At 41.8% G+C, this 23,374-nt stretch carries 16 protein-coding genes and 1 pseudogene; 8 read left to right on the top strand and 9 right to left on the bottom strand.

Annotation, left to right across the window (positions count from 1 at the left end; genetic code table 11):
* Positions 1 to 24 precede the first annotated feature (24 nt).
* Positions 25 to 657 (top strand): hypothetical protein, encoded by a 633-nt coding sequence (locus V7K21_RS14500; protein ID WP_335175319.1) that lies wholly within the window; start codon positions 25 to 27, stop codon positions 655 to 657.
* Between the two features lie 244 nt (positions 658 to 901).
* On the opposite strand, the gene V7K21_RS14505 is transcribed toward V7K21_RS14500, so the two are convergent.
* Positions 902 to 3,355 carry an ATP-dependent Clp protease ATP-binding subunit gene (locus V7K21_RS14505; RefSeq protein ID WP_335175321.1) on the bottom strand — a complete coding sequence of 818 codons (2,454 nt, stop codon included), beginning with the start codon at positions 3,353 to 3,355 and terminating at the stop codon, positions 902 to 904.
* 339 nt (positions 3,356 to 3,694) lie between these two features.
* Between V7K21_RS14505 and V7K21_RS14510 the strand changes: the two genes are divergently transcribed.
* Positions 3,695 to 3,991 carry a DUF3288 family protein gene (locus tag V7K21_RS14510; protein ID WP_298912100.1) on the top strand — a complete coding sequence of 99 codons (297 nt, stop codon included), beginning with the start codon at positions 3,695 to 3,697 and terminating at the stop codon, positions 3,989 to 3,991.
* 194 nt (positions 3,992 to 4,185) lie between these two features.
* On the opposite strand, the gene V7K21_RS14515 is transcribed toward V7K21_RS14510, so the two are convergent.
* The 5 genes and pseudogenes from V7K21_RS14515 to V7K21_RS14535 form a co-directional block, all read right to left on the bottom strand.
* The gene (locus V7K21_RS14515) at positions 4,186 to 5,622 is read right to left on the bottom strand and encodes a hybrid sensor histidine kinase/response regulator (RefSeq protein ID WP_335175323.1); all 1,437 of its coding nucleotides are present in this window, start codon (positions 5,620 to 5,622) and stop codon (positions 4,186 to 4,188) included.
* Positions 5,623 to 5,656: 34 nt separating this feature from the next.
* Complete coding sequence (locus V7K21_RS14520) at positions 5,657 to 10,993, bottom strand: trifunctional serine/threonine-protein kinase/ATP-binding protein/sensor histidine kinase (RefSeq protein ID WP_335175325.1); 5,337 nt, start codon at positions 10,991 to 10,993, stop codon at positions 5,657 to 5,659.
* A gap of 251 nt (positions 10,994 to 11,244) precedes the next feature.
* Positions 11,245 to 12,333 carry a chorismate synthase gene (aroC, locus tag V7K21_RS14525; RefSeq protein ID WP_335175327.1) on the bottom strand — a complete coding sequence of 363 codons (1,089 nt, stop codon included), beginning with the start codon at positions 12,331 to 12,333 and terminating at the stop codon, positions 11,245 to 11,247.
* A gap of 283 nt (positions 12,334 to 12,616) precedes the next feature.
* Positions 12,617 to 12,800: pseudogene (locus V7K21_RS14530) on the bottom strand (photosystem II q(b) protein); the annotation flags it as partial.
* Positions 12,801 to 12,925: 125 nt separating this feature from the next.
* Positions 12,926 to 13,276 carry a histidine triad nucleotide-binding protein gene (locus V7K21_RS14535; protein WP_335175329.1) on the bottom strand — a complete coding sequence of 117 codons (351 nt, stop codon included), beginning with the start codon at positions 13,274 to 13,276 and terminating at the stop codon, positions 12,926 to 12,928.
* Between the two features lie 441 nt (positions 13,277 to 13,717).
* On the opposite strand from V7K21_RS14535, the gene V7K21_RS14540 reads away from it, so the two are divergent.
* The 4 genes from V7K21_RS14540 to V7K21_RS14555 all read left to right on the top strand — a co-directional run bounded on the left by V7K21_RS14540 (position 13,718) and on the right by V7K21_RS14555 (position 18,496).
* Complete coding sequence (locus V7K21_RS14540) at positions 13,718 to 15,187, top strand: glycosyltransferase family 39 protein (protein ID WP_335175331.1); 1,470 nt, start codon at positions 13,718 to 13,720, stop codon at positions 15,185 to 15,187.
* A gap of 97 nt (positions 15,188 to 15,284) precedes the next feature.
* A complete protein-coding gene (locus tag V7K21_RS14545; protein ID WP_335175333.1) occupies positions 15,285 to 15,407 on the top strand; it encodes a hypothetical protein in 123 nt (40 codons plus the stop codon).
* Positions 15,408 to 15,910: 503 nt separating this feature from the next.
* On the top strand, positions 15,911 to 17,857 hold the full coding sequence (locus V7K21_RS14550) for an amino acid transporter (RefSeq protein WP_335175335.1): 1,947 nt from the start codon (positions 15,911 to 15,913) through the stop codon (positions 17,855 to 17,857).
* A gap of 33 nt (positions 17,858 to 17,890) precedes the next feature.
* A complete protein-coding gene (locus V7K21_RS14555) occupies positions 17,891 to 18,496 on the top strand; it encodes a Uma2 family endonuclease (RefSeq protein WP_335175337.1) in 606 nt (201 codons plus the stop codon).
* Positions 18,497 to 18,539: 43 nt separating this feature from the next.
* Here the strand turns inward: V7K21_RS14555 and V7K21_RS14560 are convergent, their stop codons facing one another.
* Both V7K21_RS14560 and V7K21_RS14565 read right to left on the bottom strand, forming a co-directional pair.
* A complete protein-coding gene (locus V7K21_RS14560; RefSeq protein WP_335175339.1) occupies positions 18,540 to 19,313 on the bottom strand; it encodes an SDR family oxidoreductase in 774 nt (257 codons plus the stop codon).
* Between the two features lie 126 nt (positions 19,314 to 19,439).
* Entirely contained in the window at positions 19,440 to 20,279 is an 840-nt protein-coding gene (locus V7K21_RS14565) for a nuclear transport factor 2 family protein (protein ID WP_335175341.1), read from the bottom strand.
* Between the two features lie 84 nt (positions 20,280 to 20,363).
* Here V7K21_RS14565 and murG point away from each other — a divergent pair, with 84 nt between their 5' ends.
* A complete protein-coding gene (murG, locus tag V7K21_RS14570) occupies positions 20,364 to 21,437 on the top strand; it encodes an undecaprenyldiphospho-muramoylpentapeptide beta-N-acetylglucosaminyltransferase (protein WP_335175343.1) in 1,074 nt (357 codons plus the stop codon).
* Positions 21,438 to 21,475: 38 nt separating this feature from the next.
* A complete protein-coding gene (locus V7K21_RS14575; protein ID WP_335175345.1) occupies positions 21,476 to 22,792 on the top strand; it encodes a hypothetical protein in 1,317 nt (438 codons plus the stop codon).
* Positions 22,793 to 22,815: 23 nt separating this feature from the next.
* Here V7K21_RS14575 and V7K21_RS14580 read toward each other — a convergent pair whose 3' ends face one another.
* Entirely contained in the window at positions 22,816 to 23,181 is a 366-nt protein-coding gene (locus V7K21_RS14580; protein WP_335175347.1) for a VOC family protein, read from the bottom strand.
* Positions 23,182 to 23,374: the final 193 nt, after the last annotated feature.

Here is a 23,374-nt window from a genome sequence, read left to right on the forward strand (position 1 = left end):
TTTTGATCTTTTTCTTCTGGATTCATGCTTGAACACTACCATCTTTCTTCCCTCATGGGAATATTCCTGACATTCCTACCTGGGCAGTTACTAATATTCACTAATAAAAATATATTAGAAGAACTTGTACGAGCTTCCGAAGGAGTGGCACGTGACCTGATTAATATTTTTAGTATTGCCTTTTTTGATGCTGGACGCAGAAGTAGAAATAATATAGATAAAAAAGCAATTTTAGAAGCAGCTAGACAATGGTTTGAGCAAGATAAATCCCAAAATCTTGATGAAAAACTTCAAAAGATTCTTGAGAAAATAGTTGGAGAGGTAATTGGCCATCGTCGCGCTAGATCATTTTTACTTCCTAGAGTACTCGAAAAACACGATGTTATTCAGAGACTTTTTGATTCGCGAGTTCTCCATTTAATGCAACGTGGATATGCTGACAAAGATAATCCAGGTGTTCGATACAATATTTACACCCTTGATTATGGCACTTATGTTGATCTGATTAATACTTCTAAACAACCAGATTTGCAATTAAGTCTTGACTTTGGAGAAGAGTTCAAGTTAGAAAATGAATACTCTGAAGATCGTGTTGTGCCTTTCGATGATAAAAGAAGTATTAGAAAGGTTATTTTAACAGATAGTATTTTGAAATAATAATTAGTCATGGGTAATGCGATCCAGTTATTTAGCCGTTAACCTTTTTTGTGTAGTCAAAGGCATTCTTCTGAACAAAGCAGATAATCGTAACTATAAAAAAACCCCCAGCATTTCTACTAGGGGTAAGATATAATACCATTTCACTTTATGTTTGTCGGAGATGCCCCTGCTTGCGCCTCTACTTAGATAAGAGGCTGAAGTGTTTCTTAAATATTAGAGCAAAAAGTGAGCAGGTATAAAATTAGCCAACATTTGCCAAGAGCAATTCTCGTTTTTCTGATTTTTGTACTCTCACTTGAGAATCATCATCAACATCGATAATCGCTGTGTCTCCATCTGTAATTTCACCAGACAGCAGTGCTTCGGCGAGAGAATCTTCTAAAAGGCGCATAATTGCCCGACGTAATGGCCTAGCGCCGTAACTGGGGTTATAGCCTTCTTGCACTACAAGCTCTTTGAAGCGATCGCTAACTTCTAAGATAATTCCCTTTTCCGTCAAGCGCTTAGAAACTTCACGAAGCATAATCTCAGCGATTTGCTTAACTTCATCCCTAGAAAGCTGGGTGAAGACGATAATTTCATCAAGACGGTTAAGGAACTCAGGACGGAAGTAAGCTTTCAATTCCTCATTTACCAGGGTGCGAATGCGGTTATAACTAGCATCAGCTTGAGTGTCGAAGTCAAAGCCTAAACCACTACCACCTTTTTCAATTACCTTGGAACCGATGTTGGAAGTCAAAATGATTAGCGTGTTCTTGAAATCAACTTTTCGACCTTTGGAATCAGTAAGTTGACCGTCATCCAAGATTTGCAGCAGCATATTGAATATATCGGGGTGAGCTTTTTCGATTTCGTCGAATAGCAACACTGTGTAAGGTTTCCGCCGCACGGCTTCTGTTAGTTGTCCGCCTTCGTCGTATCCCACATAACCAGGAGGCGAACCAATTAGCTTGGCGACGGTGTGGCTTTCCATGTATTCGGACATATCTAGGCGAATCATCGAGTCTTCCGAACCGAAGAAGTAGGCAGCTAGTGCCTTCGCCAATTCTGTTTTACCGACTCCAGTAGGACCAGAGAAGATAAAGCTAGCAATGGGACGATTGGGATTTTTTAAGCCGACACGGGCGCGACGGATACCGCGAGATACAGCCGAAACTGCTTGCTCTTGACCGATGAGCCGTTGATGCAGAGTGTCTTCTAGGTGCAGCAGCAACTCGGACTCAGATTCAGTAAGCTTGTTGACTGGTACGCCAGTCCAAGAGGCAACGATTTGGGCGATGTCTTCTTCGTCAACGACGGTGGAGTTGACAGGTTGATCGTTTTGTGTAAAGGTTGCTTGCAGTTGTTCTGCCAGTTCTAACTCTTGGTCGCGCAGGTTTCCAGCTTTGTCAAAATCTTGGACTCTGACTGCTGCTTCTTTAGCTTTGGTAACGCCAGCGAGTTCGCGTTTAAGTTCTTTATTCGGAGAACTCTGAGAGTTCCGCAGACGAACGCGAGAACCAGCTTCATCAATTAAGTCTATTGCCTTGTCAGGCAAGAAGCGATCGCTAATATAGCGGTCTGATAATTGTGCTGCTGCTACAAGTGCCGCATCTAAAATTGTGACTTTATGGTGCTGTTCGTAGGCGCCGCGCAAGCCGTAGAGAATTTGTACGGTTTCCTCTACTGAGGGTTCCCCGACCATAATCGGTTGGAAACGACGCTCTAGGGCGGCATCGCGCTCGATATGCTTACGATACTCATCAAGGGTAGTTGCGCCGATGCACTGGAGTTCACCCCGTGCTAAGGCAGGTTTGAGGATGTTGGCTGCATCCAAGCCACCTTCTGTACCACCAGCGCCAACCAAGGTGTGAATTTCGTCAATCACCAAGATGATATTGCCTACTGTGCGGACTTCTTCCACGACTTTTTTGATGCGTTCTTCAAAGTCGCCACGGAAGCGAGTTCCAGCTACCAATGACCCCATATCGAGGCTGATAACTTGCTTGTCTTGTAAACTTTCAGGAACATCCTGGTTGATAATCCGTTGAGCTAGACCTTCTGCGATCGCAGTTTTACCAACTCCTGGTTCTCCAATCAACACTGGGTTATTCTTAGTGCGGCGACCTAGAATTTGGATCGCCCGCTCAATTTCCTTCTCGCGACCAACTACGGGGTCGAGTTTGCCTTCTTGCGCTAGTTTGGTCAAATTTCTACCAAACTCTTCCATCGTTAGCGGTTGGGTGCGCTTTTGATTACCACCACCAGCTAAAGCTGGTGCATTTTCACCCAAACGGCGAACTATGGCACTGCGGACACTCTTGAAATCTACCCCTAGATTTTGCAGGACTTTGGCGGCTACACCTTCACCAGCCTCGGTCAATCCTAAGAGTAAGTGTTCAGTATTAATGTAATTCTGTCCCAGACTATGAGCTTCTTTAAACGATTGCTCGAAGAGGCTTTTTACCTTAGGAGTAAAAGGAATTTCTGGTGGTACAAAGCCAGAACCCCTACCAATAATTTTTTCTACCTCGCGACGTGCGTCTTTGAGGGTAACGCCTAACTCGGCCAGCACTTTAGCAGCAACCCCAGTTCCTTCTCCCATCAAACCCAGGAGAATTTGTTCAGTTCCTACGAAGTTGTGTCCCAGGCGACGTGCTTCCTCCTGAGCTAACATAATTACTCTAATGGCTTCGGAAGTGAAGTGTTCAAACATAATGGGTTCTTGCTCCCTCGCTGCTTGGACTTTGGGTGAGATAAAATTCACCCTCATCTAAAGTTTTTTGTATTTTCTTAAGGACTAATGTAACTTTATTTAAAGTTAAGTGGCAGTGGTGAGAGCCGTAAGACCTCAGGTGTAGTTGCCGTCTGTAACAGTTTTGAGTGCTGAGTAGGGTAGTTAGGAAGTGAGTAGTCGTAGATTTAACAATTAAACTTTCTGTGTTTAGTGATTTACCTTTGCCTACTATACTCCTCTGCTCTGGGCTAAACTAAAAACTCAGGAGTTTAGCACGGGCTAAACCATAGCTACTGCTAACTACACTTAGGACTCATGATGACTGAAGCAACGGGAGGTAAAGACCAACAACATCCTCTTTATAACCGCGATCGCCCTCTTATTGATATCTTACTCGCTCAACAGGCCACAGACTATAACTTAGCAGAATTAGCTAGACTGCAAATGCGTTATCAAGGGTTTCCAGGGGCGAGAGATATCCAAAAAGACCTAAATAAAGTCTTGCAGCAGTGGGGTTTGACCGAAGCCGAGCTTTTTGAGAAAACTCGCAAAATTCACGATTTGGGGGGAATTTACAAAAGTCGCGGTAAAAAGGACGAGCAAGATTGGAATTAGGGCATTGGGCACTTATACTGAACATCTCGACTTCTCTACGAGACGCTACGCGAACGCTCGATGGATCGGCGTTGTAAAGCCTGCGGCATAGCTATACTTAGGGCGCAGCCTCTGGTAAGAGTTGTATTGGGCATTAGTTATTCCCTCGCACTCCAAACTCCTAACTCTTGTACAGACGCGATTAATCGCATCTTTTAACTTTCCACTGGAATGGCGATCACTAATTCTGTGCCTTTGCCTAATTCCGATGTCACTGTGAGTTGTCCACCATGTTTTTCTTCCACAATCTGACGGGAAATAGTTAATCCCAAACCTGTACCTTTCCCTACTCCCTTGGTGGTGAATAAGTAACCAAACAGTTTTTGCTTGACATTTTCGGACATTCCCATGCCATTATCTTGAATTCGGATCAAGACATGATGCCGATCTTCAGATAATGTGGTAACAATTGTGATGCGATTGGGATTGTCTGTGATTTGTTGTAAACTACGCTCCTTGTTTGATTCTTCCAAAGCATCAATGGCGTTGGCGATCAGATTCATAAACACTTGGTTGAGTTGTCCAGGGAAGCATTCTAATTGAGGTATTTCCCCGTAATCTTTGACTATATCAATGGCAGGATAATGCTCGTTGGCTTTTAATCGGTGCTTCAGGATGAGTAATGTACTTTCAATGCCTTCATGAATGTTAAAAGGAACTTTGTGATCGCTGTCTCCCCTGGAGAAGGTGCGAAGACTGGCGCTAATACCACGGATGCGATCGCTACCTTCTTTTAAGGAAGAGATGAGTTTAGGCAAATCTTCTTGGAGATAGTCTAAATCGATTGTGGCTATCGCTTCCTCAATTTCTGCTCCAGGATCAGGAAAGGTTTGCCGATAAAGGTCGATTAGTGCCAACAAGTCGTGAATATATTCTTGAGCAGGTTTCATATTGCCTGCAATAAAGTTAATCGGGTTATTAATCTCGTGGGCAATAGCTGTAACGAGATTACCCAGTGCCGACATTTTTTCCTTTTGCACGAGACTGTATTGTATCTGTTGCAGGTCGTGCAATGCTTGAGCTAATTGTGCTGCTTGTTGTTCTATGGTGATTAAATCGCGGTATGACCTTAAAGCAGCGATCACACTTGTAATTAACTTTTGGCGAGTCAGTTCTACCTTCAGCTTATAATCATTGATGTCATAGTTCAAAATCACCGATTCCTCTGGCGCATCTCCTGGTTGTCCTGTGCGTAGAATCACCCGCACAATCTGATTTTTCAACTCCTCCCGAATGTACTGAATTACCCTTAACCCAGCATCATTGGTTTCCATAACCACATCTAATAAAATAAATGCGGTATCTGGGTGGACTGCAATCAGCTTTTTGGCTTCTGTTCCCGAAAAAGCAGAGAGGAAAGTTAAAGGTTTGTCTTCAAAGGTAAAACTTCTCAAAGCAAGCTTAGTCGCTTGGTGGACTTCAAAATCATCGTCCACAATCATCATTTTCCACCCTTCAGAAGTCTCTTGTGCCTGAGGGACTACCTCCAACGGAGTTAATTGAGTTTTATTACTTATCGGCTCTTCATCATCTTCAAACACGAATACTTCATCGTCTGTTAATGAGAGAGATATATGGGGATTGTTAAGCATTGTCAACCAAGTTTGTTAAAAAGAACAAGAAAACTTAATAGTTTGTAGACAGAGGTAGTGTCACTATAAATAGGGTTCCCTTTTCTACTGCGCTGTTAACATCAATAGTCCCTTGTAGCTTTTGAGTGACCAAGTTGTAGACAATGTGCAGACCTAAACCACTGCCTCCCTGCTGTCTAGCGGTGGTAAAGAAAGGCTCAAAAATTTTGTTTAAGTTTTCTGGCGGAATGCCGCAACCATCGTCGCTATATTGAATCACAACGCGTTGGCGTAGCCCGTCGTAGACATCGCCTTGTTGTTTCACCTCAATACGCAACTGCCCAGATTCGTGAGGTTGATAGGCATGATTCAAAGAATTCATGACTAAGTTGGTGAGAATTTGTGCCAAAGCCCCAGGATAGCTGTCAATCGTTACAGTTTCATCGCCTGTCACAGTCAGAATATGGGAAGCTTGTTTAAGTTTGGGAGTTAAGCTGGAGACAATTTCTTCCAAATACTGCTTGACTACAAATGTCCGCTGTTCCAAACTAGTCTGATCCACAGCTACTTGCTTGAAGCTTTGCACCAATTCGCCGGCACGATTTAGGTTGCTAAGAATCAACTCAGTGCTTTCCTTGGCGATTTCCAAATAGTTGTTTAAAACTGAACGCTTTAATTGCCCTTGTTCGATAGCTGTAATAAACGAACGGGTTTCGTCAGCTAGGGTAGAAGCGACGGTGATACTAGTGCCAATAGGAGTATTGATTTCATGGGCTACTCCAGCCACAAGACTACCCAAAGCCGCCATTTTCTCAGATTCCACAAGTTGCTTCTGGGTAGTTTTAAGGTCTTCCAGGGTTTGAGACAATTGTTGAGTTCGTTCTGCTACCTTTTGTTCCAAAGTATTGTAGAGGGTAGCATTTTCAATAGAGATAGCAGCTTGGGAGGAAAGTAGATTTAAAACTTCCATCCGCTCTGCGGTAAAGGCTCCTGTTGTGAGATTATTTTCCAAATAGACAATCCCGATCAATTTGCCTTGATTGAGCAGGGGAAAACACAAAATAGATTTGGGTTGCTGTTGATGAATGTAAGAATCACGAGTGAAGTTGCCTTCATTAGCAGCATCGTGTAATACAACACTATCTTTAGTACGAATAACGTAATCAACAATGGTATTAGACACCACTGGTTCACTGAGGGTTTCGATGGCGTAGCCCGTCGTAGACATCGCTTCCCTAACTTTAACTGCATCTGAGTCAATCGTTCCTGATGCTTCAATCTGCCATTCTCCCTGTTGGTTGAGAAATAAATAACCTTTTTCTGCCCCAGCATTTTCGATGACGATTGTCATTAGTTTGGTCAGTAAAGTATCGAGCTTAATTTCTCCCCCCAGAACGTGAGACGCTTTGAGGAAGCTGTTTAAGTCTAAAGAATTTGATCGGGTGCTACTGGTGGAGATGGTTTTAGAGGTTGGAAATTGAGAGTTTATTTCGGCTTGGGGAAAAAATTGCGGATAGCATTTTTCTAAATGTTCTACTTTTGCTTTAGCTCCCCAGCGAGTGTAGGCATAATAGGCATTAAGCAGATAGTCTTGAGCAATTCTGTCTTTACCCCATTGGATATAAAACCTGCCAGCGAGTTCATTGGCAAGGGCTTGTTCGTTGAGATATTCATGAACTGTAGCGTTAGCGATCGCGCGCTCGTACATCTCAATTGCCTCTGCTTTTTGCCTTAAGACGCGATGCCGTTCAGCTTCCACTAAATAAAATTTGTGCAATAAATTCATCGGAGCGTGGTGTGCCCATTTCTGCATTTGGGCTTGATTAACTATTACTTTTTCTAATAAGCTTTCTTGTGCTAATGGGAGAGCATCAGAATATAAAGCTAAGGCTGCCAGAGAATCGTAGAAATTGAAAAGTGGTACGATTATGGTTCCAACTACTCCATTTAGATACTTTTCTAACTCTTGGGCATTAGCTGCGGCTTGAGGGAAATCTTGGAAAAGATAGCAGAGAACCAGCTTCGAGTAATATAAATGTGCCAGACCGGTGCGATCGCTAGCTTGCTCATGCCAGGGTAGCATTTGCTCCTCACGATAAGCTGGTCCATTTAAAAGACAAGTATTTTCAGTTGCTCCTAGCAGATTTAAGGTTAATTGCCAATGAATAGCTAGATACTCAAGAGCCATTTTGTTTTGGACTTGACGGAAGGTATGATGGTAGCTAGCAATTTGCCGTTCAACTTCTACCAGGTTTTCTCCACACCCCCAGGAATGCACGCTATCATAAACAGCACAAAGACCGGAAAATTGTATATCTCCTCGGTCTCTACCAATTTGATAGGCTTCTTTTAAGGACTTGATGGTTTTCTGGACTGGTTCTTGCCAATGGCAGATACTAACATTAAAAACAAAGTTGATATGACATTCGAGATATTGAGCATCGTAAAGCTCTAACAGGCTCAAAGCAAGTTGACCAAATTGATAGCCCAATGGAATCTTTGCCAAGGCTCCACAGAGAATTAAACCGTACATCATATAACCAATTGTTGATAGTGCCGTATTGCCATGTTCCAGAGATAAATTCACCATCTCTAAAACCAGGAATGGGAGTACCTCATGTCCTCCCCGAAAAGCAGGTGACATGATGCTGGAAATAATTTGCATCGCTGCTAGTTGTTGATCTGACTGCATTTGAGGGAAGTTGAACACCTGATCAACTTCCCTTCCTGCCAAATGAACTGCTGTTTGCTCTAGCACTTTGCTCAGTTCTAAGGGACTCAGAGAAGAGGGAAAGTTAATTCCCAAAGCTTGTAGCACTTCTAGACCCGTTGTGGTAGCTGCCTGCAACTTGCTCTCAAGTGTAAGGGCTGTGATTTTGATCTCATAAACTTTCACCTTGTTTAACAAAGTTTTAGCGTGTTGCAGTACCTCTTCTACCCATTTATTCATTTGTGTAAAGTCACTACACAGAAGTGCTGCTTCTGCTGCTGACTCAAATAACTTTAATGTGAGGTCATAATTTGTTTGCCAAGAGTCTGCTGCTAGTAATTTACTGCCCAGTGAAAAATATCCCATAGCAGCCTCGTAAGCCGTTGCAGCTTTAGCTTTACGTCCAGCTAATAAATTCAACTTGACTAATTGATCCTGTTCGTTTTGAGTGTTAATTAACTCTGCACCAATATTTAATTGGTTAACAATTTCAAAAATTTTCTCTTCTTGCTCTGCTGCTGATGTATTGCTCAACATCAATCGCCCAATTTGCAAGTGGGTTTGTTTCTTTTGCGCTTCTGGAATCAGAAAATAAGCCGCTTGTTGGACGCGATCGTGCTGGAATTTACAATTAGCTTTACCAGCTTTTTTATCATCTTTGAAAGTTATCAGATGATATTGATTATTTGCAGGGACAATTAAACCTTCTTTTAGTGCTGGTAATAAATGGTCTAAAATCTGCTTGGCTGATTGTTGAGAAATCACAGCCAAGGTAGATAAATCAAAGTTATTGCCGATACAAGCAGCTAAGTGCAAAACCTTTTGAGTATCCTCTGCCAAATTGACAATTTTACTGGTCATTAACTCCACAACATTATAAGTAATGTCCTTGACTTGAATCTGCTCTAAATCCCAACACCACTTTTTTTGTGTATAGTCAAAGCTGAGTAATGTTTCTGTATAGAGAGATTTAAAAAATTCAATGGTAAAGAAGGCATTTCCCTGAGTTTTCTCAAAAACCAAATTAGTTAATGCCTGACTAAATATAGTTGAACAGGACAATGCTTCTGCAATTAAAGCATTTACATCCTTTATAGTCAGGTTTTTTAGATGAATCTTAGATATAGCTCCTCCCTGCTTCTCAATCTCGTTTAAAGTCATCACCAATGGATGAACTGTATCTACTTCATTATCTCGATAAGCTGCGATGATGAGTAAATTTTGAATGTTGCGATCGCTTAAAATAATCTTGAGCAATTTCAGTGAGGCACTATCAGCCCATTGCAAGTCATCAATGAATAAAACTAGGGGATGTTCAGCCTGACAAATAGCCTTGATAAAGTTTTTAAAGACTAAATTAAAACGGTTTTGGGCTTCTTGTCCACCTACCTGAGTTACAGGAGGTTGTTCGCCAATCACCAATTTTAAATTGAGAATGACATCAATTAAAACCTGTCCATTATTCCCAACAGCAGTTAATATCTTTTCTCGCCATTGCTGTAAGATATATTCGCTTTCAGTCAATAATTGATTACACAGATCATTGAACGCTTGAGAAATAGCAAAGTAGGGAATATTTTTTTGGTACTGGTCATATTTACCCGCAATAAAATTACCGCGTTTAGCTGTAATAGGTTTATGAACCTCATTCACTAAAGCTGATTTACCTACTCCAGAATAGCCTGCAACCAACATCAATTCACTAGTGCCATTACTGACGCAATCGAAAGCTGCCAATAGCGTTTTAAGTTCTGCTTCCCGTCCATAGAGTTTTTGGGGAATGATAAATCTATCAGAGACATCCTGGCTACCCAATGGAAAGACATGGATATTCCCATTAATTTGCAGTTGATGCAAGCATTGTTCTAAATCTGCCTGAATACCATAAGCAGACTGATAGCGGTCTTCAGCATTCTTTGCCATCAATTTCATCACAATATCACAGAGGACTTGGGGAATCTCTTCCCTATTAAGAGTCCCCTGTACCCTGTACCCTAAAAATGGTGGTTGTTTAGCAATATGGCAATGAATCAGCGCTAAAGTATCATCCCCATGAAACGGTACTTCTCCTGTTAGTAACTTATAGAAAGTTCCTCCTAAAGAGTAGAAATCACTGCGATAGTCAATTGCCCGATTCATTCGTCCCGTTTGCTCAGGAGAAATGTATGTAATAGTGCCTTCTAGGACATTGGGATTTTTAAATGGTTGGGTTTCTCGTGACAGAACAGTAGAAATACCAAAATCAATGATTTTAACCTGTCTAGTGTTGGGGTTAAAGATAATATTTGAGGGATTAATATCTTTGTGGATGATATTAGCAGAGTGGATTTGTGTAAGGCTTTCGACGATAGAAATAGCCAACTGGAGAAACTGCTCTAACTCTATTTCTCCAGCTAACTGCAATTCAGTTAAAGAACTACCACCAAAGTCTTCCAACACTAAAACTGGTCGTTGTTGATGAGTTTCCCAGGCGTAAACTTGGACAACTCCTGTGAAATGGAGATTGTGGGTAATGTCATATTCGCGCTGGTAACATGCAATGCGTTCTGGCGAGGGATAAGCATCTCGCAGGGTTTTGAGAATTACAGGTTGGTTATCGGCTTCCCGGTAGCCTCGATATATCAGAGAGTTGCTGCTTTGGTAGATTTGGTCAATAATTTGATAGCCGGAAAGCGTGAGCATAGTTTGGGTACTCCTCAAAAGTGGGTTAATGCTATCCCAGTTACTTTGTTAGAGTTAGTGTACCCATCAGCAGCGCTATCGTAATCGCAGAAAACGTTTTGGATTAAGTAAGTTGGCGCCAATACTTCAGGCTATGTTAATAATTTTAAATGTAGAGTGCGTTATCTCCGAAAGTATGGCAACATCAACAATTCAAGGTACGTTAGTTCACGGCATAATATACTCTACTTTTATTTAAAGTTTTTGTGTACCTACAAAATCTTACACTGCCCATAATGCCGTAACAAATGGTCACACAATACCAAGGCCACCATTGCCTCAACCATTGGAACTGCACGCGGTAATACACAAGGATCATGGCGTCCTTTAGCTGCTAATAGCGTTTCTTCACCCTCACGAGTTACAGTCTTCTGCTCTTTTCTAATTGTTGCTGTCGGCTTAAATGCAACTCGCAAAATGATATTTTCCCCGTTGGAAATTCCCCCTTGAATACCACCAGAACGATTTGTTAATGTGCGGATTTCACCATTTTGATCAATATAAAATTCGTCGTTATGCTCAATTCCCGTTAGCAGCGTTCCCCCAAAACCGGAACCAATTTCAAAACCTTTGCTAGCAGGGAGAGACATGACACCCTTAGCGATATCAGCTTCTAATTTATCAAATACTGGTTCGCCCAACCCTTTCGGCAGATTTCGTGCCACACATTCTACTACACCGCCGACAGAATCACCTTGTCTACCAATTTGCTCAATTAATTCAATCATGCGATCGCTGCATTCCGAGTCGGGACAGCGGACGATATTGCTTTCCACTTGTTCTAAGGTGACAGTATTTGGATCAACTATACCTTCCAAGTCTTTGATGCGCTTAACGTAAGCGATAATTTCAACATTGGCGACTTGACGGAGAATTTTTTTAGCGATCGCACCTGCTGCTACTCTTCCAATTGTCTCACGCGCTGATGACCTACCTCCACCTTGCCAATTGCGAATGCCATATTTTGCATCATAAGTTGCATCCGCGTGAGAAGGCCGATATTTCTCGGCCATCTCGTCGTAATCTTGGGGACGAGTATCTTGATTACGTACCAAAATTGCTATAGGCGTTCCTAGTGTTTTGCCTTCAAATACCCCCGATAAAATCTCGCAGGTATCCGCTTCTTTGCGAGGGGTCGTAATTTTACTTTGTCCAGGACGCCTTCTATCTAGTTCTGCTTGAATTTCTTCTGCCGAAATTTCTAGTTGTGGAGGACAACCGTCAATCACAACCCCCACACCACCGCCGTGAGACTCGCCAAAAGTACTGATGCGAAATAGATGACCAAAAGTGTTGCCCATGATTTTGAGGAAAAAGGTGAGGCTTATGTATTCTACCTAGAGTTCTTGCAAAAATTTGTTTTTGCTCTTGTATAATTTTTCGCTATTTTTTAGTATTTATCCAACAGCGTCTCTGAGTTCTTATCCAACTCTATATTGGTAAATACCTCATCTGTTGATAACTTAAATTAAAAGCGCCCTCCCAATTTGGGAGAGCGCTTTTTGATTTAACTAATCTTCAGAATTAACCTTTGATAGCAGGAGCAGTAAGAACCATAGGAGCAAAATCACCAGCAGCTAAATCTTAAGGGAGGTTGTGAGCATTGCGCTCGTGCATTACTTCCATACCCAAGTTAACCCAGTTGATTATATCTGCCCAAGTCAATCACACGACCTTCTGAATCAATGATTGATTGGTTGAAGTTGAAACGGTTCAAGTTGAACGCCATTATGCCTACACCCAAGGCAGTGAACCAGATGCCTATTACAAGCTATGCTGCTAAGAATTAGAAGCAAAATTGAGATTTGTAAAGAAATATTAGATTGGTATTGATTATAACAGTGATTTTTTTAGTTATGAACCGCGTCTAAAGACGCAATTCATCTGGTTTTATCAACCAGGGGGCCAGCTCAACTTCCGTCCTCCCAAAATATGCACATGTAAGTGATCGACTGTTTGACCGCCGTCATCACCAGTGTTGATGACAACTCGATAACCATTTTTCAGTCCAGCTTCTTCGGCAACACGTTTGGCGGTTAAGAAAAGATGCCCCAACAGAGCATGATCCTCAGATTGAGCATCAGCTAGTGTCGCAATGGGTTTTTTGGGAACGACGAGGATGTGAACGGGTGCTTGGGGATGGATATCTTTGAATGCCAGGGCCAAATTATCCTCATAAACAATATCAGCGGGAATTTCCCGACGAATGATTTTGCTGAAAATCGTTTCTGTAGCTTCACTCATGCCAATCTACCTACTCATCTGCTAGAGATTTTATATTAGTCCGGCAAATCATTTCTCATTAAAATGTCTTTACGTTTCTCCAAGTTCTGATGCCTGGGACGGGCTGCGCCAACGCCGGAAGCTGGCACTCAGACAACTCAGGGCGTCAGTCTAAATGATAAGTCTTTAAGCGGACATGATATTAAAGGTTTGCTGTAGTGACTAGATCATCCACACAACAAAATACTCCTTCCTATGATAAAGTCTTCTGTAGATAAAATTCGTCCCACCCCACCATAGATATAAGAATTACAATCTCTCACTCAACTATAAGGTGGGAATTTCATGCTGAGAAAGTTGCATATTTCGTGTATTAGTGCTTTGGAAATTGATATGAGACTGTCAAAATACTATTTTTTTGTTTTTATTATTATCATAATTAGCATCTTTCTACGTTTCTGTTTGTTGCAAAATCAAAGTCTTTGGTTTGATGAAGGTTGGAGTCTAGCTTTATCTGATGGTAGAACCTTTCAAGAAAATCTCTCCGGAATTATAAATCGAGAAGCTGGTGACAAATACCAACCGCTTTATTATTTGGTCTTGTTCTATTGGCGTTCAGCTTTTGGAGATAGTGAATTTGCCATTCGATTCCTCTCAGCTTTGCTGGGAGTCGGCTCAGTAATTGCCATATTCTTTACTAGCCTACGTGTTTATGGAAAAAAACATGCCTTATGGTCGTCCATGCTCCTTGCTGTTAGTTCTTTCAGTGTGTTCTACAGCCAAGATGCTAGACCTTATGCATTATTAATATTTATAGCCACACTTCAGATATATTTTTTTAGTCATTCAATTAAAGAAGATAAGAGTAATAATATTATTTCACAAGTGCTTTTTGGAATCTTTACTGCCATAGGAAGTTTTGGCAGTATTTTGACAATAATCTTTAGTTTATCCCTTTGTTTATCTCATGCTATTGTTTATAAAAACTTCAAAGAATGGATTAAATGGTGGATACCTGCGGTAATTTTTTCTTTTCCAATGATTTGGTTCTACTTGTCTTCACCTGCTGTATCTGATCCGACAGCTACTGTAGTTACTCGGACTGGATTACCCATAGTTCAAAACATTCTTTTTGTAATCTACGGTATATTGGTTGGTACATCCTATGGTCCGCCACTGGAGCAATTACGGGGTGAGGAAAAGATAAAGGTTTTACTCAGTTACTGGCCCCATTTCCTAATCATTATTATTGTGGTTAGTGTAATTTTTATAGCTTTAGTAACAAATTTATTGAGACAGCACAAGATAAAAAAATATCAACAGGCTGATTACTTATTTACATCTCTTTTAGTTACATCATTTTTAATAGCTTTTATCTTTGCTCTAGTGACCAAAATTAATTGGCTACCGCGTCACTCTTTTTATCTATGTATACCAGCTTTTATTCTGATACCATCAGCGTTTCTACATAACTCTTACCGTAAGAATAAACTTGAGATATTGCCTCAATTGGCCAAGTTAGCTACTGTTTTTCTGGTAATTATGAATGTTTATTCCAATTTTCAATACTATTCAAATCCAGCCTATGCGAAAGACGACTACCGTTCGGCTGTTCACTACCTTTTACAACATCGAGATAAATCAGCCAAATCTGTATTGTTTTTTGGACAGCCTAGATTACTCCAATATTATGGAGATTCATCGACTTTATATGCACCAGAATATATTCTAAGAACAATGAATGGTAAAAATCTTGCAGAAAAAGTTAGTACAATAACCAAAAATGCATATTCAGTTTTTGTGATAACTAATCGCGAATTTTATTGGGGACTCAAAGATGTTTTTAAAAGAGAAATGAGTTATTTATATAGCTTGGAAGAAGAGGTTGATTGGCCTTATATGAAAATATATCGATTTACAAGGAATAAATAGAAGAAAGCACCATAGTGTACGTCTTGTAAACATACAGCCTCATAAGCTCGACTTGCTCCATTTTTGTGAATAGCGCGATCGCTGTGGTAAGTGGGATGTGGCAAAAGCACAGGTCAATGAAGAGACAGGGAGAAGGGGAGTAGGGCCGAATACAGTAATGGCTGTGTCCCACACCTCAAATGCTTGGGTGGGGATTGATACCGATGTTTCGCTTCGCTAATAATCTCAGTGTTTTAAAAGTACTTTTGGTAACATCAAAGCCTCTCAAACTTAACCCTCCGAGCAAGCCTTCCCTACATTCGCGCAGCGGCATGATGTGCGGGAATGGGGTTTCAAAGCCTCTCTCCCTATGGAAGAGAGGAATGGAAGCGGGGTTTATAATATACTTTGCGACTTTTCAAACATCCACTTAGGGCAGATTTGTTAATTGCATACCTGACTTATTTAGCAGTGCCTTTTTAGAACTGATGCAGCTTGAAGATGCTAAGGGTGCGAAAGCTTTCATCCGAAAATATACAGACACAAGGTTGATTCTTCCCATACCATAAGCTGCTATTTATCTTGATCCGCCAGACAATTACTAGCAGCTACTATATATTTTATAAATTGGACAGGATGCTTAACATACAATAATAGTGCTATAGATTTGTAGTTCCAAATTTTAATAAACTACGAAAGCTTAAAAATATCACAAAGCCGACTTTTGCAACACAACCGTATTTGATGGCTAAATCAATTGTTTCAACAAAACGCCTCAGCAGACAGTTAATCCGCTGGTTGCTTCAAGAAGACCGACGAGAGAAGGAAAGACCTCACCGCAAGCAAGAAATACATCGCCAGCATCCTTGGTGGCAGGTGATGTGCTTGACAGGTGTAGATTATTTCTCGACTCTTGGCTATCAACCTGGGATTGCAGCACTGGCAGCTGGCGCTCTTTCTCCTGTGGCTACGCTGGTTCTGGTTTTGCTAACGCTCTTTGGAGCATTGCCAATCTATCGGCGCATTGCTGCCGAAAGCCCTCATGGTGAAGGGTCGATCGCAATGCTAGAGCGTTTGCTCCCTTGGTGGCAAGGCAAATTACTTGTGCTGTGCCTACTCGGCTTTGTCGCAACCGACTTTATTATTACCATTACCTTGTCGGCTGCTGATGCTACAGCCCATATCATCGAAAATCCGCTGGCTCCAAATTGGCTTCACAATCAGACGATCGCAATCACCCTGATATTAGTTGCATTACTAGGTGCAGTTTTCCTCAAAGGTTTCCGAGAAGCAATTGGTATTGCAGTAATTTTGGTAGGAGTTTATTTGGTTTTAAACTTCATTGTCGTTAGCGTCGGTCTGTATCAGATCCTAACTCACCCTGAAGCGATCGCTAACTGGCAGACTGCACTTTTTGCCAGCCATTCCAACCCTTTGATCCTAATCGGTATCGCTCTTTTGATATTCCCCAAGCTAGCACTGGGATTGTCAGGCTTTGAGACTGGCGTGACCGTTATGGGTCTGGTAAAAGGGAGCAGCAGTGACACTCAAGAGTATTCCAAAGGGCGGCTTCGGAATACACGCAAGCTGCTCACTACTGCTGCTGTGATTATGAGTTTCTTTTTGCTCACCACCAGCTTTATAACCACTCTCCTGATTCCCGCCGCACAATTTGCATCTGGGGGCAAAGCCAACGGACGGGCCCTTGCTTATTTAGCACATCAGCATTTAGGCAATGGCTTTGGCACAATTTATGATCTAAGTACTATTTCCATTTTGTGGTTTGCAGGTGCATCTGCAATGGCAGGGCTGCTGAATATTGTGCCTCGCTACCTACCACGCTATGGTATGGCACCCAATTGGGCTCGAGTAACGCGACCTTTAGTGTTAGTCTACACAGCGATCGCTTTTGTGGTCACAATTATCTTCAGAGCAAATGTGGAAGCCCAAGGTGGAGCTTACGCAACTGGTGTGCTTGTATTGATTACCTCAGCTGCATTTGCCGTCACCCTATCAGCCCACCGTCACAGAGAGAAGCGGGCAAGACTCCTCTTTGCAATTATCACACTGTTGTTTATATATACTACTGTTGTCAATATCATCGAAAGACCAGAAGGGATTAGGATAGCTGGGTTTTTCATTGGGGCGATCATTTTTACCTCGCTGGTTTCTCGTGTTTGGCGTTCAACGGAACTGCGAACAGAGCGGATCGAAGTTGACGAACTTGCTGGCCAATTCCTTGCCGAAGAAAGCCAGGGAGCAATTCGCCTGATTGCAAATCGGTTGAATAAGGGCGATGTCCTAGAGTATTTTATGAAAGAGAAAGAGGTACGCGAGGACAACCATATTCCATCCAACGATCCAATTCTGTTTCTAGAAATTAAGGTATCCGATGCTTCGGAATTTGCGGATGTCATCAAAGTAAAAGGGGTGCAAGTTGGTGATTACCACATCCTCCGGGCTGAAAGTGCAGCAGTACCTAATGCGATCGCGGCTTTACTGCTCTATATTCGTGACCAAACAGGTAAGATTCCCCATGCCTACTTCGGTTGGGTTGAGGGCAACCCTATACAATACTTACTGCGTTTTATCTTGTTCGGGGAGGGTGATATTGCTGTGGTCACCCGTGAAGTACTCCGTCGGGCTGAAAAGAATCCCCACAGGCGTCCTGGCGTTCATGTCGGGGGGTAATTATCATGGCTGATTGAAGAGGGCATTGACTCGATGACATATATCTTTGCAAAAACTCTTACCTTTGAAGATTTTTTGTCTCAATACCGAGATAATCCCCGTTATGAGCTGGCAGATGGAGAACTAATTGACATGGAACCCACTGGCCCGCACGAAACGGTGAGTGGCAAACTTGCAACCCAAATTGGTATCTACCTTGTTGCAGAACAACTCCCCTGGTTTATTCCCCGCACTTGTTTAATTTACCCCTTCGCAGATGCAGCTACAGCTCGTCGTCCTGATGTCGTAGTTCTCGATGAAACTGTTCTCAACCGTGAACCCCTTTGGGAACGAGAACCTGTAATTACACTGGGGCGATCCATTAAACTGGTGGTTGAAGTTGTTAGCACCAACTGGGAAACTGACTATGCTCGCAAGGTTGAGGAATATGCCCTCTTAGGCATTCCTGAATATTGGATTGTGGATTATCGAGGATTAGGCGGTGTGGCATTTATTGATAAACCCAAACAACCTACCTTTACTGTCTGTCAATTAGTTGAAGACACCTATACTCAACAAAAATATCGGCTGAACCAATCAATTAACTCACCGCTTTTGCCCCGTCTTCAACTTCGCCTAGATGATATTTTGCCTCTGTAAGTGTTGCAGAGTGAAATTGGTAAGCAAACGCAGAATATTAGCTTTATGTTCGCCGATTAACTAGGGTAGCGCTAGCTTGGTCAACAGGCATCAGCACAACTTCATTAATATTGACATGGGGCGATCGCGTCACGCAGAAAAATATCACATCAGCTACATCATCTGCTGTCAGAGGTGTAACTCCCTGGTAGACTTTGTTGGCGCGTTCAGTATCTCCGTGAAAGCGCACGTCGCTAAATTCCGTTTCTACCATACCAGGATCAACGGAAGTTACACGGACTCGCGTTCCCAACAGGTCTTGTTTTAAACCTTCAGAAATTGCTCTCACTGCTGCTTTGGTAGCGCAGTAGACATTGCCTCCGGGATAGGTTTGATGTCCGGCAATGGAACCTAAATTTACCACATGACCGCGATCGCGACTCACCATTCCGGGAACGACATAACGGGAAAGGTAAAGTAAACCCTTAACGTTAGTATCAATCATGTCTTCCCAGTCTTGAAAGCTGCCTTGGTGCAACTTGTCTAAACCACGACTTAGACCAGCATTGTTAATCAGAATGTCGATTTCAGACCAGGCAGAGGGGAGAGTAGAAATAGCAGATTCAACAGCGTTGCGATCGCGCACATCTAGCTGTAACAAATGAATTTCAGTAATAAAATCTTTACTGAGAGTATCTGCTAGCTGCTGCAAACGTTCTAACCGTCGTGCCGCTAGGATTAATTTTGCACCAGCACTAGCAAAGATTTTGGCACAAGCAGTACCAATACCACTACTTGCACCAGTGATCAAAATGATTTGATTTTGTAGAGAAGTCATTAGGATGGTTAGGAGTGAGGAGTTAACAGTTATGAATTATGAATTAGCAGAAGTTTCATCGTTCATAATTTATCATCAGTCGGTCTATAACTCCTAACTCCTGCACAGACACGATTAATCGCGTCTCTACTTCTTCACCACTTGCAGGCGCTGAGTCACCATTGTCATCCCACTACCCCGCAGGATGACAGCAGAAACCCATTGGCTACCAGGGGTAGATGGTGCTTGTCCCGTTTTAAACAGTCCGCCAGATGTCAGTAATTCCAAATCTACGGGTGTGGGGTTGAGAAATTTCTCTGGTTGGATAGATTCCTCTAGCGCCGTTCCTAGTAGAAAATCATCACCAAGCGGTTCTTGGATGATCGCATCAAAATTATACTTTTGACCAACTAGTACCTGCTGTGGTAATTTAATATCAATTTGGGGCGGCTTGCTGCCAGAGGTGAGTAGGGTGCGTTCTGCCAAAATGTCTTGGCGGACTATTTTTCCACCTACAATGCGCTGACGCGATTTAATCGTGGCATTGAGAGCCAAATTATTGCTGTTACTAGAGGGTAAGCCAGTTATCTTCGTTTCTGTTTCAGCAATAATCCCATTGCCTTCAGATTTTGAAGATAGCAGTTTCGTGCTGTATTGTAATTTGGGATATCGTTGCCAAAGTGAAATCAAAGACTTTTCCAAAGTTTGGATGTTTAATCCATCCCCATGAGTGAAATTGGGGCTATAGAATTGCAACACCCCTTTGACATCGCCCCGGCTGGCGGCTGCATCAACTTGTGTCAACAGGTTTTTCAGATCGGCTGGTGCATTTTGGGCTGTAGTGGCTTGGGCTAATTGCTGTGATGTGGTCGCTTGAGTGCGTTCCCAACCACTTGTTAAACCAAGGGTTAGCAGGAAGGAAACCAGCCAGATATTTGCTGGAAATCTGAGTTGGCTTCTCACTAAGGTGGTAATAATGTTAGTCATTGGTAAGAGTTTACTGATTTGATGAGAGAAAGTAAGGAAATTGTTTTATCTTAGTTAAGCTAGGCGCTAAACGGTAGAGGTTTGATGGCAAACGCACCGACACGATTATTAATAGCTGCCAGTGGGACTGGTGGACACTTGTTTCCAGCGATCGCACTGGCAGAAAAACTTCCAGATTATCAAATAGAATGGCTGGGAGTCCCCAATCGGCTAGAAACTCAACTTGTCCCCAAACAGTATCTCTTGAATACTATTGCAGTTGAAGGGTTTCAGCAAGGGTTTGGATTCTCCTCGGTTCGCATCTTGGGTAAACTCGCCCTTTCGATTCTGGAAGTTAGACGAATTCTTAAACAGGGAAATTTTCAAGGGGTGTTTACCACAGGAGGTTACATTGCCGGGCCAGCAGTCATTGCGGCGCGTTCCCTTGGTTTACCCGTGGTTTTCCACGAATCTAACGCAATACCTGGTAAAGTAACTCGCTTTTTTGGCCCTTGGTGTAGTGCGGTAGCCTTGGGATTTGAAGTAGCTGCTAAGTATTTACCCCGTGCAACAAATGTCTGTGTTGGCACTCCTGTGCGATCGCAATTTCTCGATGGGGCAATTGATGCACCCTTGGATTTAGCCATTCCTGAGGGTGTTCCCTTAATTGTCGTATTTGGTGGTAGCCAAGGTGCAGTTGCGGTTAATAACTTGGTGCGCGAATCTGCAAACGCTTGGTTTGATGCTGGTGTCTATGTAGTACACTTAACTGGCGATCGCGATCCAGAAGCCGATAGTCTCAAACATCCACAGTACATAGCCTTACCTTTTTACAACAATATGGCGGCATTGTTGCAACGAGCAACTCTTGCCATTAGTCGTTCTGGCGCAGGTAGCTTGACAGAATTGGCAGTGTGTGGAACGCCAGCGATTTTGATTCCTTACCCCTTTGCCGCAGAAGACCATCAATCTTATAATGCAGACGTATTTACTTCATCTGGTGCGGCGTTAACACTGAAGCAATCGGAATTGACAGCACAAGTATTGCAAAGCAATGTATTAAATTTGTTGCAGTCACCGCAAGAGTTAGCAAAGATGGGGGAAAAAGCAAAGGCGCTCGCAGTTCCCGATAGTGCCGAAAAGTTGGCGCATTTAGTGCGTGAGGTGATAGAAACATAACGTTGATTATTTAGCATTAGAAATTGATTTTCCAAGCTATGAAGATCCTATTCAACCAAAAATTTCGCTTGACAGTAGGTTGTGCTGCTTTATTACTTGTCAGTATAGCCAGTAGCTATCTATATACTCAATTAAAAACTAAACAGCTAGCTCAACAAAATCAGTTTTTTACTCAGCAAGAAAATTTTGTCCCACTTCAATCAAAAATTTCCCTCACTTCAAAATTTAAAAATGCTTTTGTTGCTCAACAAACATCTAATGAAATTATTGGGAAGCAAAACGCTTTTTCATCTCAGCCGGATTTAATATCAGTATCTGCACCCTATCCAGTTGTCGATGAGTTCAAAAAATATAAATTTAGGATTAATGGTAGCCAGGTTCTTACTCCAGTTAAATTACCAAGTAGTAAGGTTAACTTCCCTCAAGGAGATTTATTAACCGTTCTCGTTAATACTAGAAAATATTTTCAAGACTACTCTTCAGAAGATCCAGATATTCTGCGTACAGGAATACTTGCCACTCAAGGGGTTACTGTGCAAGATATTCTCAAAACTTTAGATTTTATGATTGTTGTCTTAAAGGAAGATATTGCTAATAATCGAGCCACTCGTTTACAAGACCCTAAATTTATCAATACTAATTTTCGAGTCATTAAATGGTCTGCCTACAACCCAAATAATAAACAGCAAAAACAGTTACGAATTACCAAATATGCTGTCTTTACTCACTCCGGTTCTCGCAAAAAAACCTCTACTTTTAATACACCCATTTATAGCTTAAAAGAAAACTCTAATAACGATAATTTTTACACTAGATACACAAAGCAAGATGTTTTGTCCGGCATTTATGAACCAGGTGGTAGAGAATTTGGAAAAGTTACAAGTCTCGCTTATCTGACCAGAAATGGCTTAGAAGAAGCAATTATGGAAGGAACAATACTGATTAATTTTACAGATGGTTATAAGGCATTTTTTAATGTAGATAGAAATAATGGAATGTCTTATATTCGCGGACTGAAAGCAACAGCACAAAAGCGTTATTGGTATTTTAGAGAAGTTGATGCTATTAAAGGCTATGGATACAAAATAGATGCAAAAATTTCTATCAAACCTGGAGTCACTTTTGCTGGAGATGTTTTAAACATCGGTTTAGGTAAAGTGGTTGTGATTGAGCATATTATAGGTGGTCGCAAACACCTGCAAATGGGAGTCATTGCCGATACAGGCGGAGCATTTTTACCCAATCTTTATCAACTCGACTTTTTGGCTGGTATATTTAAGAATAAAAAAGAATTTGGGCAACATATTACGCAATTGCCGGAGTATGCTAAAGCATATCTTTTAGTAAAAAAGTAATGCATTGACTTGATGTCAAAAATCTATGCACGGGTCAACAATTCTAAATTGTGACCATTGGAATCATATAAATAGAACCCACGACCCTTATTCCAGTGATTAATTTGTCCTTTATTTTGATGTATGGGGTCGCTACTGTATTCAATACCTGCCTTTTTCACGCGGGCAAAAATTGCATCAAATTCTTCATCGTTTACATGGAACGCATAATGATGCTGCTCGAACGCTTCAGCATCGGCGAAGTCGAGCGTCAGTCCATCATTTATATGCACAGCAGCGAAGTGACCAACGGGAACATCGACCTCTAAACCAAAAATTTTTGCAAAGAACCTTGCCGATGCTTCCTTGTCATGTGCAGGCACTATGGTGTGATTTAGAGTAATTGTCATCTCACACGCCCTCCTAATTTAGGTAGTAATCCATATCAACTCTCTATTCAGAGTCGATAACAACAATGCTTCTTTCTATTTTATCTTTTCAGCGCTGACACCTTCTTACCTTTAAATAAGTAAAACTAATAACTTGTATCAGCTTTCCAAAAGTCAAGATAGTTGATGAAAAATTGTAAAGCAGTGTAAAGTA

The sequence above is a fragment of the Nostoc sp. genome (assembly GCF_036919595.1).
Taxonomy (GTDB): domain Bacteria; phylum Cyanobacteriota; class Cyanobacteriia; order Cyanobacteriales; family Nostocaceae; genus Nostoc.